The following is a 14,017-nucleotide window of genomic DNA, read 5'->3' as shown; positions in this document are numbered from 1 at the left end:
CAAATTGAAACAGCAGGAAGACGATGACCAGCAACGATCCGCTTCTCCAGCCCTACCAGCTCAAGCACCTGACGCTGAAGAACCGGGTGATGTCGACCAGCCATGAGCCGGCCTATTCGCAGGACGGCATGCCAAAGGAGCGCTACCGGCTCTACCATGTCGAAAAGGCCAAGGGTGGCATGGCGCTCACCATGACCGCCGGCTCAGCGATCGTATCGCGTGACAGCCCTGCCGCCTTCGGCAATCTGCATGTCTATGACGACCGCATCGTGCCGTGGCTGGCTGAACTGGCGGATTCCTGCCACGAGCACGACTGCAAGGTGATGATCCAGATCACCCATCTCGGTCGCCGCACGGGCTGGAACAAGGCCGACTGGCTGCCGGTGCTTTCGGCCTCGCCGGTGCGTGAGCCGGCGCATCGCGCTTTCCCCAAGACCATCGAGGACTGGGACATAGAGCGCATCGTCGCCGATTATGCTTCGGCTGCACAGCGCTGCCAGGCGGCCGGGCTCGACGGCATCGAGTTCGAGTCCTACGGCCATCTGATGGACGGCTTCTGGTCGCCGGCGACCAACCATCGCGACGACGAGTATGGCGGTTCGCTCGACAACCGGCTGCGCTTCACCAACATGGTGCTGGATGCCGTGCGGGCCGCGGTCGGCGAGAAATTCGTCGTCGGTATCCGCATGGTCGCCGACGAGGACTTCGAGAAGGGCCTGTCGAAGGAAGAGGGCGTCGAGATCGCCAGGCGGCTCGCCTCATCCGGCAAGGTCGACTTTCTCAACATCATCCGCGGCTCGATCGAGAGCGACGCGGCGCTTACCAAGGTCATCCCGGTGACCGGTATGCGCTCTTCGCCGCATCTCGATTTCGCCGGCGAGGTGAGGGCGGCAACGAAATTCCCGACCTTCCACGCGGCGCGCATTTCCGACGTCGCCACCGCGCGCCATGCCATCGCCACCGGCAAGCTCGACATGGTCGGCATGACCCGTGCCCACATCGCCGACCCGCACATAGTCAAGAAGGTGATGGAGGGGCGCGAACACGAGATCCGGCCTTGCGTCGGCGCCACCTATTGTCTTGACCGCATCTATGAAGGCGGCGAGGCGCTCTGCATCCACAATGCGGCGACCAGTCGCGAGGCAGAAATCCCGCACATCATCGCCAGGACCGACGGACCGAAGCGGAAAGTCGTCGTCGTCGGCGCCGGCGCCGGCGGGTTGGAGGCGGCACGTGTCGCGGCCGAGCGCGGCCATCAGGTGACCGTGCTCGAAGCATCGAGCCAGGCCGGCGGCCAGGTGCGCCTGGCAACCCAGAACCCGCGCCGCAAGGAACTGATCGGCATCATCGACTGGCGGCTGGCCGAACTCGACCGGCTCGGCGTCGAGATCCGCTACGACACCTGGGCGGAGCAGGGCGAGGTCCTGGCGCTGGCGCCCGACGTGGTGGTCGTCGCCACCGGCGGCCTGCCGCAGAACCCGCCGCTGGCGACGGGCGACAATCTCGTCACCTCGAGCTGGGACATCATGGCCGGCAGCGTCAAGCCAGCCGAAAACGTGCTGCTTTATGACGACAATGGCGGCCATCAGGGCATGGGGGCGGCTGAACTGATCGCCAACAGCGGTTCGAGGCTGGAATTGATTTCGCCGGAGCGGTTCTTCGCCCCCGAAATGGGCGGCATGAACCACGTGCCCTATGTCAGGGCGTTCCACGAAAAGGGTGTCACCGTCACCATCAACACGCGGCTGCGCTCGGTGCGGCGCGACGGCAATCAACTGGTCGCGGAACTCGCTTCGGATTTCGCCGATGGCTGGCGTGGCGAACGCAGGGTCGACCAGGTGGTGGTCGAGCACGGCACGGTCCCGCTCGACGATTTATATGTCAGCCTGAAACCCCTGTCGAAGAACGGTGGCGCGGTCGACTACGAACGTCTGGTCGGCGGCGGCGACATCTTCCCGGCGCGCAACCCCGAAGGCGGTTTCGTGCTTTTGCGCATCGGCGACGCGGTCGCGTCACGCAACATTCACGCCGCGATTTATGACGGCATCCGGTTCGGCCTGCGAATCTGAGAAGCTTCGCGGAAACGGCGCGCGGTCGAACCTCGTACGAGAGCCCGTGTACATCGGTTCGATCCGCGCGCCCGTGCGCTATTGGCTCATCGCCCGCAACGCACGATCTTTGTGAGCTGTCGCAATCCTTCAGACCATCCTGGCGATGGCCATGCACAGCACCGTGACCGCCAGCAGCCGCGCGGCAATGCGTTCGCCCGTGGCCATTCTGGCGCGCAGCTGCGTTTCGATTTCGCGGCTGGCGCCGGCAAGCCGCCTGCTGGGCGCCCTGACCATGGCGCCGAGCACGCCGGCGGCGGCGAAAGCGGCCAGGATGCCCAGCGCCAGAACCATTTCCATCGAGCCGAAATAGGCGCCGTGGAAAAAATACCACAGCAACGCCCCCGTCAGGAAAACCATGCCGGCCGAGCCCATCTGCGGCTGGATGAAACGTTCTGCCTTGATCTCGGGGTCGCGGGCGAGCGTGATGGTGGTGCCGGCCCAGAACACGCCAGCCATGACGTGAAGGCCGATAACGACGATGTAGACATATTGCATGCCGGCTCTCCTCTCTGCTTGTTGTCGCAAACAGATAGATATCTAACGATTAGATGTCAATGTCAGAAACGAGAGTTGGTTCCCTCCGGCGAAAACACCGTCTAGTGTCTCGCCATGACGCCTTTTGAAAGCCCGCCGATCGGCATGAATCTCGGCCGCACCGCCAAGCTTGTCGCTCAAGCTTTCGACGCCGCCCTGGTTGAAGCAGGCGGCACATTGCCCGTCTGGCTGACGCTGCTGTCGGTCAAGTCGAGCAGGCTTGCCAATCAGCGCGAACTTGCCGGCATGATCGGCATCCAGGGAGCGACGCTGACCCATCACCTCAATGCGATGGAGGCTCAAGGCCTGCTGACGCGGCGCCGCGATCCCGGGAATCGCCGGGTTCACCTGGTCGAGCTGACGGAGGCGGGAGAGGCGATGTTCGAGAGATTGCGCCAGGCCGCGCTTGTGTTCGACAAGCGGCTGCGCACCGGGTTGCCCGACGAGCGTCTGGCGGAGTTTACGCAGGTGCTGGCAGTATTGCGGCACAATGTGGAGAGCTAGGAGTGCCGCCTTGACGGCTCAGTCGTCATAGCTCTGGATTTTCCCGAAGGCGTAGTGGCGCAGCTTCAACGCGGCGATCAGATTGGTGAGCTGCGTTTTGCCGTCGAAGCCGTCCTGGAACATCTCGTCATGCATCAGGAGGATCAGCTTGCCGGGTTTGGCGAAACGGCCATAGCCGAAAAGGTGATCGATCTCGCTGACCAGATGGTCGACGCTCTGCACCGGCTCGCCGCTGTCCTTGTGCACCCATTCGTGGTCCCAGCCGTAGAGATGGAAGCCGGAAGCCGCGACGAATTCGTAGTCGGGATCCTCACGCCCGGCTTGCGCCTGCCCAAGCGAATTGTCGTTCTTTGACATCGAACGCAGGCGGAAGACATCGCGCCCCGGCAGACGGGCATGCACCTCGGGCTTCAACCCCAGCACGGTATTGGCCCTGAGCATGTCGGCAACCACGCCCTCCGTGTCGTCGTAGAAATGCCGGTAGTGATTATAGGCGTGGCTGTAGCTGTGGTTGCCGATCGTGACGAGCGGCATCGCCTTGGCGCGCCGCACCAGCGCCTTGTTGGACGCGCTGGCCTCGGCATGCAAGCCGACCATGAACAGCGTTGCCGGAACCTGCTCTGCCTCCAGCACATCGAGAATGTTGCCGGTGCCGTTCAGCGGGCCGTCGTCGAAGGTCAGGTAGATGGTGCGATCCGCCCCATGGGCCGGCAGCGCGGACATCAACAGGATTGCCAGGGCAAGCCGAAAAAATGTCATGGGGCCACCATCCCATTGCGATCAGGATAGGCCGCCATTTCCGCGTCTGCTTGTCAAGCTTGCGGCTAGGCGAGGCTGCCTTGCAGCACAGTGAGCCTGGCCCTCTTCGGCATGCGTGCCGTCAGCCATTCGAGCGCCTTGTCCTGCGGCATCGGGAAGGCGATCGAATAGCCCTGCACCTGGTCGCAGCCGATCGCCATCAGCGAATCGAGCTCCGCCTCCGTCTCGGCGCCTTCGGCGACGATGGAGATGCCCAGCCCCCGGGCCAGCTCGGTGATGGCGCGCACGATCTTGGAGTTGTCGCCGTTCTCGTGGATGTTCTGGACGAAGCGGCGGTCGATCTTGAGCCGGTCGATCTCGTTCGGATTGACATGGCTCAGCGACGCATAGCCGGTGCCGAAATCGTCGAGTTCGAGATGAACGCCGGCCGCCCTGATGTGGCGCAGCTTGGCCGCGATCCCTGTCTTCTCGTCGTCGAGAATGACGGATTCGACGATCTCCAAGGACAGTTTCTGCGGCGGCAGTCCAGCCTTTTCCAGCGTTTCGAACAGAAACGCATCGAAATCGTGCTCGCGCAGCTCGGTGCCCGAGACATTGACGGCAAGCCGCCCGAAGGCAATCCCGGCACGGTTCCACGCGGCGGCTTCGTTGATCGCCTTGCTGATCACGATGCGGCCGATTTCGGGCATGAAGCCGCACTTCTCGGCGACCGGGATGAATTCGCCCGGCGATATCATGCCGCGTTCCGGATGGTTCCAGCGCACCAGCGCCTCGACGCCGCTGATAGTGCCGTTGGTCAGCGAAACCTGCGGCTGGAAATAGACCTGGAAGGCCCTTTCGGAAATGGCGACCTTGATGTCGTGTTCGAGCTGTTTGCGATAATCGAGTTCCCGGCGCAATTCCTCGGAGAAGAACGAGAAATTACCACCGCCCATCTTCTTGGCGGAGTAAAGCGCCAGATCGGCGTGGACGAGCAGGTCCTGGGCGTTGTCGGCGTCGATCGGGTAGACCGCGATGCCGCCGCTGGCGCCCGGAAGGATGGTAGTGCCCTGGAACAGGATAGGCTCGTTGATGTGCGCCAGGATGCGCCGTGCGAGCATGTTGATGTCCTCGGTGCTACCGGCTCCGTTGAGGATCATCACGAATTCGTCGCCGCCAAGCCGTGCGCACAGATCCGACGCCCGGCAGGAATCACGCATGCGCTGTGCCGTCACCACCAGGACATAGTCGCCGGCGGCATGACCGAGCGTATCGTTGATCTGCTTGAAGCGGTCGAGATCGAGCTGGACTACGGCCAGTCGCTCGCGCCGGCGATGCGCGCCCTTGATCAGCGTGTCGAAATGATCGGTCAGAAAAGTGCGGTTGTGCAGGCCGGTCAAGCCGTCATGGACAGCGATGAAGGCCATGGAATTGCGGGCGTCGACCAACTCGCGCGTCTTGCGCAGGATCGCGTTGGACATCGGCCGGAAGATGAACAGGGCCACCAGCAGGATCACGCCCAGCGTGGCGTAGAACAGCGTGCGGTGCAAGGAGAGCAGCTTTTCGGAGCGCTCATCGGCATCGGCGTTGATGCGCTGACCGAGCGCGGCGTAGCCAGACAAGGTTGCATTGGCGACAGAGGCATCGAGGTTGACGCGTTCGGCGCCGCCCTTGTAGCCGTCATTGTCGGCGCTGTTGAGTTGCGTTTCGAGCGCCGAGATCAGGCGGTCGCCATTGGCGATCAGCCCGACCGAGAAATAGTCGAGATGGAACGGCTTGGCGAAAAGCACGCTCTCGATCGACTTCGGATCCTGCTTGGCCGTCGATTCCGGGTCCGCTCTGGTCTGCTTGAGCAGCAGATCGTAATTCGTCTCGAATTCGGCCGTCGCCTGTTTCAGCGCGCTGACCAGCGCCGGCTGCTTGTCGCGCGCGGCCACGCCCGTCGCGCTGGCAAGGAAGACGATGCGCTGCGACAGCGTCTTTTGCGTGCTGACGATGTCGAGCAAGGTGTGATTGTTTTGCTGCGTCGCCATCGTCTGCTGCAGCAGCACGAAGGAAGCCGCCACCATGGCGGCGATGATCAGCAGCGCCAGCCAGTAGCCGGCCTTGATCAGCAGTATGAGCTTGCCTGAAACGGTTTGCACCGGCTGCTGCGACATTTTCGGGGGCGGCCTCTCGCCAACGGATTTCTGTATGAGCACCATTGAACTGCAAACGTTAACAGGACCGGAAGCCGACCACTGGCCGGCAAGGGGTAGAGGCGTAAAGATCACGGAATGGTTATCGGGTTCTTTCGTCTTCGGCCCGCATTTGAACCATTGCGATCTCCCGCATTCCCGGCTGGGCGCCTGCGCGATGCCGCGGCATCCCCGGTTGATGCTGCGCGGCCACCCGTTGCGGTCGTTTTTGCGATGGATTTTTCGGGCGGGCGGGACGACAGTCTGCTCACGTCAAAAGGGGCCAGATCATGACCGCAGCATTTCTCTCCCACATCGACAGCGAGCTCGCCGGGCTGAAATCCGCCGGCCTCTACAAGTCGGAGCGGGTAATCTCCTCGATGCAGTCGGCCGAAATCGAGGTTGGCGGCGAGAAGGTGCTGAACTTCTGCGCCAACAACTATCTCGGTCTCGCCGACAGCCCGGACCTGCGCGCGGCGGCCACGCAGGCGCTCGACCGTTACGGCTACGGCATGGCCTCCGTGCGCTTCATCTGCGGCACGCAGGAAGAGCACAAGCAACTCGAATCCGCGATCTCGTCCTTCCTCAGCCTGGAAGACACCATCCTCTACGGCTCCTGTTTCGACGCCAATGGCGGCCTCTTCGAGACGTTGCTCGGCGAGGAGGATGCGATCATCTCGGACGCACTGAACCATGCCTCGATCATCGATGGCGTCAGGCTGTCGAAGGCCAAACGCTTCCGTTATGCCAACAACGACATGGCCGACCTCGAAGCACGATTGAAGGAAGCCAGGGATTGCCGCTTCCGGCTGATCGCCACCGACGGCGTGTTTTCCATGGACGGCATCATCGCCAATCTCAGCGGCGTCTGCGATCTCGCCGACAAATACGATGCGATGGTGATGGTCGACGACAGCCACGCTGTCGGCTTCGTCGGCAGACACGGTCGTGGCTCGGCTGAGCATTGCGGCGTCGAGGGCAGGGTGGACATCATCACCGGCACGCTCGGCAAGGCGCTGGGCGGCGCTTCCGGCGGCTATACGTCGGGCAAGAAACAGGTGGTCGACTGGCTGCGCCAGCGTTCACGGCCCTATCTCTTCTCCAACACGCTGATGCCGGCGATCGCCGGCGCTTCGATCAAGGTCTTCGACCTAGTCCGCAATGGCGATGCCTTGCGCGAGCGCCTATATGCCAATGCGGCGCAGTTCAGGTCCGAGATGGGCAAGCTCGGCTTCACGCTGGCGGGCGCGGATCATCCGATCATCCCGGTCATGCTCGGCGATGCGAGCCTGGCGCAGGAGATGGCGGCGCGCATGCTGAAGCGCGGCATCTATGTCATCGGATTTTCATTCCCGGTGGTGCCTAAGGGCCAGGCGCGCATCCGCACCCAGATGTCTGCCGCCCATTCCAGTGCCGACATCGACCGCGCGGTGGCGGCCTTCGGTGAGGTTGGCAAGGAATTGGGCGTGATTTCCTGAGCGGCCGGCGGCCGAAAGCGATTCCGGATCAAGAGATTCAAGGGACAAAAGAATGTCGAACATGATGAAGGCGCTGGTGAAGGCCAAGGCCGAGCCGGGCATCTGGATGGAAGAGGTGCCGGTGCCCGAGATCGGCCCCAACGACGTGCTGATCAAGGTGAGCAAGACCGCGATCTGCGGCACCGACGTACACATCTACAATTGGGACCAGTGGGCGCAGAAAACCGTGCCGGTGCCGATGGTGACCGGCCATGAATTCGTCGGCACCGTCGCCGATTTCGGCGCGGCGGTGACGGAATACAAGGTCGGCCAGCGGGTGTCGGGCGAGGGCCATATCGTCTGCGGCCATTGCCGCAACTGCCGGGCCGGGCGAGGGCATCTGTGCCGCAATACGCTCGGCGTCGGCGTCAACCGCCCCGGCGCTTTCGGCGAATATCTGGCGATCCCGCAGCACAATGTGGTGCCGATCCCCGACGATGTGCCCGACGAGATCGCGGCGATCTTCGATCCCCTCGGCAATGCCGTTCACACCGCTTTGTCCTTCGACCTGGTCGGCGAGGATGTGCTGGTCACCGGCGCCGGCCCGATCGGCATCATGGGCGCGCTGGTGGCGCAATGCGTGGGCGCCAGGAAAGTCGTCATCACCGACATCAACCCGGTGCGGCTGGCGCTGGCGAAAAAGCTCGGCGTCCAGCATGTCGTCGACGCCTCGAAGGAAAAACTGCGCGATGTCATGCCGGCGCTAGGCATGACCGAGGGGTTCGACGTCGGGCTCGAAATGTCGGGGGCCGCCCCCGCCTTCCGCGACATGATCGACACCATGAACAATGGCGGCAAGATCGCCATTCTGGGCATTGCGCCGACCGGCTTCGAGATCGACTGGAACAAGGTAATCTTCAAGATGCTGCATCTGAAGGGTATCTATGGCCGCGAAATGTTCGAGACTTGGTACAAGATGATCGCACTGGTGCAGGGGCCGCTCGATGTGAGTGGGTTGATTACGCATCGGATCGGGATCGATGATTATCAGGCCGGCTTCGATGCGATGCGAAGCGGGAGTTCCGGCAAGGTTGTGATGGATTGGTAGGGATTTGAAGAGACGCCGAGTTCCCCTCTCTGTCCCGCCGGACAGAGAGGGGCGCCTCGCGCCAAGGTCTATTTCCTATCCGATGCCAGACTGGCTTCGATCGCCGCCACCCCCTTCACAATCGCTGCCCGCTCCTCCGCTCCTAGCTTCGCCAGCAATTCCCTCTCAAACGCCTTGGCCAGCGGCACCATCTCGCGATAGGCCGCAAGTCCGGCCTTGGTCAGCGCCAGATGCTCCACACGGCGGTCGTCTTCGTCCGCCGTTCGCACCAGCCAGCGCCGCCGTTCCAACTCTGCCACCGCGCGCGAAACCTTGGTCTTGTGCATCGCCGATTGCTCGCCAAGTTCGGTCGCAGTCATCGTGCCGCGCTGACCGAGCCCGGAGAGTGTGCGCCATTCCGGCCGCGTCAGACCGTAATGGTCCTTGTAGACTTTCGAGAATTCGCGGCTGACGGTGTCGGCCAACCGGTAGAGCCGGTAGGGCAGGAAGCTTTCGAGTTCGAGGATTTCCGGTTCCATAGGCGCACCGCGGAGGTTCGTCAGCCGTTGATAGTTACATTTTCGATGGTTACAAATGAAACCAATCTGGTCAATCCGGGAGGACGCGATGGCCTTTTCCTACATGCCGGGCTTCGGCAATGATTTCGAGACCGAGACGCTGCCCGGCTCGCTGCCGCAGGGCCGCAATTCGCCGCAGCGGCCGGCCTACGGCCTCTATGCCGAGCAGCTTTCCGGCTCGCCCTTCACCGCGCCGCGCGGCACCAACGAGCGCTCCTGGCTCTACCGCATCCGCCCGAGCGTCCGACACACCGGCCGCTTCAAGGCAGCGAGCTATCCCCTGTGGAAGACCGCCCCCAATGTCGGCGATCACGAACTGGCGCTTGGCCAGTATCGCTGGAACCCGGTGCCGATGCCGAAGGAGCCTACGGATTTCATCAGGGGTATGCGCACCATCACCACGGCAGGCGACGTGCTCGGACAGAGCGGCATGGCGGCCCATGTCTATGTCGCCAACCAATCGATGGTCGACGATCATTTCTTCAATGCCGATGGTGAGTTGCTGGTCGTGCCGCAGGTGGGCGCCTTGCGCTTCGTCACCGAGATGGGCGTCATTGAACTCAGGCCTGGCGAGATCTGTGTGCTGCCGCGCGGCCTGGTCTTCAAGGTCGAACTGGTCGATGCCGAAGTGCGCGGCTATGTCTGCGAGAATTACGGCGCCAAGCTGACCTTGCCCGATCGCGGCCCGATCGGCGCCAATTGCCTCGCCAATCCGCGCGATTTCAGGACGCCCTGCGCCTGGTTCGAGGAGAAGGAGACGTCGTGCCGGCTGCTCGTCAAATGGTGCGGCAACTTCCATGTCACCGAGATCGGCCATTCGCCGCTCGACGTCGTCGCCTGGCACGGCAACTACGCGCCTTACAAATATGATCTGGCGACCTTTTCGCCGGTTGGCGCGCTGTTGTTCGACCATCCAGATCCGTCGATCTTCACGGTTCTCACCGCGCCGAGCGGCGAGGAAGGCACCGCCAACATCGACTTCGTCATTTTCCCGCCGCGCTGGCTGGTGGCCGAGGATACGTTCCGCCCGCCCTGGTACCACCGCAACATCATGAGCGAGTTCATGGGGCTTATCCACGGCCAGTACGACGCCAAGGAAGAAGGGTTTGTCCCCGGCGGCATCAGCCTGCATAACCTGATGCTGGCCCATGGCCCGGATGCGTCCGGCTTCGAAAAGGCCTCGCGCGCCGACCTGAAACCGGTCAAGCTCGACAACACCATGGCCTTCATGTTCGAGACCCGCTTTCCGCAGATGCTGACCCGCTACGGCGCCGAGTTGGAAACCCGGCAGGACAATTACATCGACTGCTGGGCCGACCTCAAAAAACGCTTCAACGGGACACCCGAGGGCGACTGGTCTTGAGCGCCGGAAAAGCGGATCGGCTGGTGCTGTTGGGTTCCAAGGGCGGCCCGGCCCTGCGTACGGGCGGGCCGTGGCCGAGTTCGTCGCTGCTCGAGATCGGCGGGCGGGCCATCGTCGTCGACTGCGGGCTTGGCGTGACACGCGGACTGGTCGATGCCGGCTTCAGCCTGAAGGCCCTCGACCTGATCTTCGTCACGCATCTGCACTCCGACCATGTGCTGGAGCTTGGACCGCTGATCCACACCGCCTGGACGGCGGGTCTGGCGACGCCCGTCACTGTGTTCGGCCCGCCCGGTATCGGGCACTATTGGCAGCGCTTCTGCCAGGCGATGGAATTCGACATCGAGATCCGCATCGTCGACGAGGGCCGGCCAGATATCCGCGACCTGGTTTCGGTCAGCGAATTCGGCGAAGGCCATGTGGTCGAGCAAAGCGGCCTCAAGGTGGCGGCGCTGCGCGTCGACCATCCACCCGTGACCGACTGCTTTGCCTTGCGCTTCCAACATGGCGCGGGGAAGGTGGTGTTTTCGGCCGATACGGCCTTCTTTCCGCCGCTCGCCGATTTCGCCGAAGGAGCCGACATCCTCGTCCATGAGGCGATGTTGGAGGAAGGCATAGAGCGCCTGGTTGCCAGAACCGGCAATGGCGCGCGGCTGAGGGAACATCTGCTGGCCAGCCACAGCTTTGCCGAAGAAGCAGGGCGCATCGCCAGCCATGCCGGCGTGAAAAGGCTGGTGCTCAATCACCTCATTCCAGCCGACGATCCAGGGATCGGCGAGGCCGACTGGCTGGCCGCTGTCAGGAAAACATGGGCCGGCGACTTGACGATCGCCCGTGACGGCCTTGTTGTGGAGCTAGCATGATCCCGAAAAGTGGAAGCCGGCTTTCGGAAAAGATCATGGGCAAGACAAAGAACCTAAGCAGTGTGAAAGCTGCACAAGGAGAGGGAAACGCATGAAGCTTGCCACATTGAAGGATGGAACGCGCGACGGAAAACTCGTCGTCGTTTCGCGCGACCTGACGCAATATACCGACGCCTCGTTCCTGGCGCGTACGCTGCAAGCGGCGCTCGATGACTGGCGCAGGATCTCGCCGCATCTCGCGACGATAGCGGAATCGCTGGAGAACAATGCGATGCCGGCGGCGCGGTTTCACGAGCATGACGCGCTATCGCCCTTGCCGCGCGCCTATCAATGGGCGGACGGCTCGGCCTATGTGAATCATGTCGAACTGGTGCGCAAGGCGCGCGGTGTCGAGATGCCGGCAAGTTTCTGGACCGATCCGCTGATCTATCAGGGTGGCTCGGACAGTTTCATCGCCCCACGCGATCCGATCCGCATGGCCGACGAGGCCTTTGGCATCGACATGGAGGCGGAAGTCGCCGTTATCGTCGACGACGTGCCGATGGGCGCCAGCCTCAATGAGGCGCGGGCCGCCATCCGGCTGGTCATGCTGGTCAATGATGTGACGCTGCGCACGCTGACGGGGCCAGAACTCGCCAAGGGGTTTGGCTTCTTCCAGTCCAAACCGTCCTCGGCCTTTTCGCCGGTGGCGGTGACACCGGATGAACTGGGCGATGCCTGGGACGGCGGCAAGGTCAGCCTGCCGCTGCTCGCCGACCTCAACGGCAAGCCTTTCGGCCGCGCCAATGCCGGCGTCGACATGACATTTGATTTCCCGGCGCTGATCGTTCACGCGGCCCGGACCAGGCCTTTGGTCGCCGGCACCATCGTCGGCTCGGGCACCGTTTCCAACAAGCTCGACGGTGGACCGGGCAAGCCTGTTTCGGCGGGCGGCGCGGGCTATTCGTGCGTCGCCGAACTGCGCATGATCGAGACGATCGAGAATGGCGAACCCAAAACGCCGTTCCTGCGCTTCGGCGATACGGTGCGCATCGAAATGAAGGACAAATCAGGCCATTCGATCTTCGGCGCCATCGAGCAGAAGGTCGAGAAGTACGGCCAATAGACGAGGGGATACGGGAATGACGGGCGAGGCTCTCTATCTGCTGGCCGGTATCTGGGCGATCGCAATACTGGCCGTGTTCATCCTTGCGATCCGGCTGAGCTACCGCATCGAGGCGCGTTCACCCGATCTGACCAACCGCAGCGGTTATCCGCGCAAGGCGATGATGTTCCACACCATCACCAATATGAATGTAGCCCGGGATGAAGAAACGCAGGCCATGCGGCGGCGCATGAACATCCTGCTGCTGGTGGTACTGGCCGGTTTCGCGGTGATGGCGGCAGGCCTCAGCCTGGCTCGTTCCGCGGGGTGACGTCGTGACGCTGCTTGATCATATGCGCCGCATGGCCGGGAACAACCTCTGGTCGAACGATCGGCTCTATCGTGCGGTGCTCGCGCTTGAGCCAGGCGAATTCGAAGCCGAACGCACCAGCTTCTTCCCGTCGATCAGGGAAACGCTCAATCACATCCTGGCGGTGGATCATCTCTATCTGGATTTTCTCGAAGAAGGCGGTGTCGGGGCTGCGGCGCATGACGATTTTGTGCCCTTCGACGAACCACAGGCATTGTTTGCCGCCCAGGTCGCGGCCGACCGTCGCCTGATCGCCTTCTGCGAGGGCTTGTCGGAGGCCGATCTCGACCGCCGCGTCATTAACGACCGGCGCGAGGACGGCATGATCCCTGAACGGATCGGCGACATCCTCGCCCATGTCTTCTTGCACGACATCCATCATCGCGGCCAGGTGCACGCCATGCTGTCTGGCACGTCCGTTCCGCCGCCGCAGTTGGATGAGTTTTTGCTCGACTATGACATCAAGCTGAGGAAGGCGGAGGTCGAAAGACTGGGGCTCGAATAATCAAGCCAGCGCAACGTCATAGGCTGAAAAATGCCGATCCGAGGTGACCAGGGTCAGCCCTTCAATTTGGGCCTGTGCGATGAGCAGGCGATCAAACGGATCGCGATGATGGAGCGGCAGATACTCGAGCCTCGCGGCATGAAGTTCGTTTACGCCAAGGATTGGCATCCCATTTGATCGCAGAACGTCGACGATGTTGGCGGTGAGCGCGATCTTGCCAAGCGACTTCTTGATGGCGATCTCAGCCACCGAGATGGCGCTGATGGTGACATCCTTCCCCGAAAGAAAAATGTCGCGATGGTGTTCCGAGAGACGAGAATCCGCGTTGAGCACCCAAAGAAGAATGCGGGTGTCGACCAGATATCTGAGTCTCATTTGATATACTCGTCCCATTCGGGACCGAGTTCATCAAAATCGTCTGATATCCAGATTTGGTTCTTCAAGGCGCCAAACAGGCTTTCGCTCCCGCCAGCCCGAATGGGAGCGCTCAAGGTTGCGACAACCTCTCCATGCTTCGTCAGATTGATCTTTTCGCCAGCCTGGGCACGTTTGACCAGTTCGGAGAGCTGAGCCTTCGCCTTCGCCATTGGGATGTTCATATGCGACCTCTTATGACCAGAATTTAGGTCATAAGAGGTCGCTCCGC

15 protein-coding genes are annotated in these 14,017 nt (G+C 62.4%); 9 read left to right on the top strand and 6 right to left on the bottom strand.

Features of this window, described 5'->3' with window-relative positions; genetic code table 11:
* Nucleotides 1-23 precede the first annotated feature (23 nt).
* Entirely contained in the window at nt 24-2,069 is a 2,046-nt protein-coding gene (locus tag FJ967_RS08145) for an NADH:flavin oxidoreductase (protein WP_140731205.1), read from the top strand.
* Nucleotides 2,070-2,198: 129 nt separating this feature from the next.
* Here the strand turns inward: FJ967_RS08145 and FJ967_RS08140 are convergent, their stop codons facing one another.
* Nucleotides 2,199-2,606, bottom strand: a complete 408-nt coding sequence (locus tag FJ967_RS08140) for a hypothetical protein (protein ID WP_140731204.1) — start codon at nt 2,604-2,606, stop codon at nt 2,199-2,201.
* Between the two features lie 114 nt (nt 2,607-2,720).
* On the opposite strand from FJ967_RS08140, the gene FJ967_RS08135 reads away from it, so the two are divergent.
* On the top strand, nt 2,721-3,149 hold the full coding sequence (locus tag FJ967_RS08135; RefSeq protein WP_140731203.1) for a MarR family winged helix-turn-helix transcriptional regulator: 429 nt from the start codon (nt 2,721-2,723) through the stop codon (nt 3,147-3,149).
* 18 nt (nt 3,150-3,167) lie between these two features.
* Here FJ967_RS08135 and FJ967_RS08130 read toward each other — a convergent pair whose 3' ends face one another.
* Both FJ967_RS08130 and FJ967_RS08125 read right to left on the bottom strand, forming a co-directional pair.
* A complete protein-coding gene (locus FJ967_RS08130) occupies nt 3,168-3,908 on the bottom strand; it encodes a polysaccharide deacetylase family protein (protein ID WP_140731202.1) in 741 nt (246 codons plus the stop codon).
* Between the two features lie 65 nt (nt 3,909-3,973).
* Nucleotides 3,974-6,046, bottom strand: coding sequence for an EAL domain-containing protein (locus tag FJ967_RS08125; RefSeq protein WP_140731201.1), 2,073 nt, complete (start codon nt 6,044-6,046; stop codon nt 3,974-3,976).
* A gap of 308 nt (nt 6,047-6,354) precedes the next feature.
* Between FJ967_RS08125 and FJ967_RS08120 the strand changes: the two genes are divergently transcribed.
* Nucleotides 6,355-7,542 carry a glycine C-acetyltransferase gene (locus tag FJ967_RS08120; protein ID WP_140731200.1) on the top strand — a complete coding sequence of 396 codons (1,188 nt, stop codon included), beginning with the start codon at nt 6,355-6,357 and terminating at the stop codon, nt 7,540-7,542.
* Between the two features lie 52 nt (nt 7,543-7,594).
* On the top strand, nt 7,595-8,629 hold the full coding sequence (tdh, locus tag FJ967_RS08115; RefSeq protein WP_140731199.1) for an L-threonine 3-dehydrogenase: 1,035 nt from the start codon (nt 7,595-7,597) through the stop codon (nt 8,627-8,629).
* Nucleotides 8,630-8,697: 68 nt separating this feature from the next.
* Here tdh and FJ967_RS08110 read toward each other — a convergent pair whose 3' ends face one another.
* Entirely contained in the window at nt 8,698-9,147 is a 450-nt protein-coding gene (locus tag FJ967_RS08110; protein ID WP_140731198.1) for a MarR family transcriptional regulator, read from the bottom strand.
* Between the two features lie 88 nt (nt 9,148-9,235).
* Between FJ967_RS08110 and hmgA the strand changes: the two genes are divergently transcribed.
* The 5 genes from hmgA to FJ967_RS08085 all read left to right on the top strand — a co-directional run bounded on the left by hmgA (nt 9,236) and on the right by FJ967_RS08085 (nt 13,371).
* The gene (gene hmgA, locus FJ967_RS08105) at nt 9,236-10,549 is read left to right on the top strand and encodes a homogentisate 1,2-dioxygenase (RefSeq protein ID WP_140731197.1); all 1,314 of its coding nucleotides are present in this window, start codon (nt 9,236-9,238) and stop codon (nt 10,547-10,549) included.
* Complete coding sequence (locus FJ967_RS08100) at nt 10,546-11,412, top strand: MBL fold metallo-hydrolase (protein WP_140731196.1); 867 nt, start codon at nt 10,546-10,548, stop codon at nt 11,410-11,412. The genes hmgA and FJ967_RS08100 overlap by 4 nt, the downstream gene beginning before the upstream one ends.
* A gap of 91 nt (nt 11,413-11,503) precedes the next feature.
* The gene (locus tag FJ967_RS08095; protein WP_140731195.1) at nt 11,504-12,517 is read left to right on the top strand and encodes a fumarylacetoacetate hydrolase family protein; all 1,014 of its coding nucleotides are present in this window, start codon (nt 11,504-11,506) and stop codon (nt 12,515-12,517) included.
* Between the two features lie 16 nt (nt 12,518-12,533).
* Complete coding sequence (locus FJ967_RS08090) at nt 12,534-12,827, top strand: hypothetical protein (RefSeq protein ID WP_140731194.1); 294 nt, start codon at nt 12,534-12,536, stop codon at nt 12,825-12,827.
* Between the two features lie 4 nt (nt 12,828-12,831).
* Nucleotides 12,832-13,371 carry a DinB family protein gene (locus tag FJ967_RS08085; protein ID WP_140731193.1) on the top strand — a complete coding sequence of 180 codons (540 nt, stop codon included), beginning with the start codon at nt 12,832-12,834 and terminating at the stop codon, nt 13,369-13,371.
* On the opposite strand, the gene FJ967_RS08080 is transcribed toward FJ967_RS08085, so the two are convergent.
* Nucleotides 13,372-13,764, bottom strand: coding sequence for a type II toxin-antitoxin system VapC family toxin (locus FJ967_RS08080; RefSeq protein WP_246675216.1), 393 nt, complete (start codon nt 13,762-13,764; stop codon nt 13,372-13,374).
* Complete coding sequence (locus tag FJ967_RS08075) at nt 13,743-13,970, bottom strand: type II toxin-antitoxin system prevent-host-death family antitoxin (protein ID WP_140731192.1); 228 nt, start codon at nt 13,968-13,970, stop codon at nt 13,743-13,745. Before FJ967_RS08075 ends, FJ967_RS08080 begins: the two co-directional genes overlap by 22 nt.
* Nucleotides 13,971-14,017 lie beyond the last annotated feature (47 nt).

This window comes from Mesorhizobium sp. B2-3-4 (assembly GCF_006442315.1).
Taxonomy (GTDB): Bacteria; Pseudomonadota; Alphaproteobacteria; order Rhizobiales; family Rhizobiaceae; genus Mesorhizobium.
The sequence above is the reverse complement of the archived record's forward strand: the minus strand, read 5'-3'. Positions and strand labels throughout refer to the sequence as shown.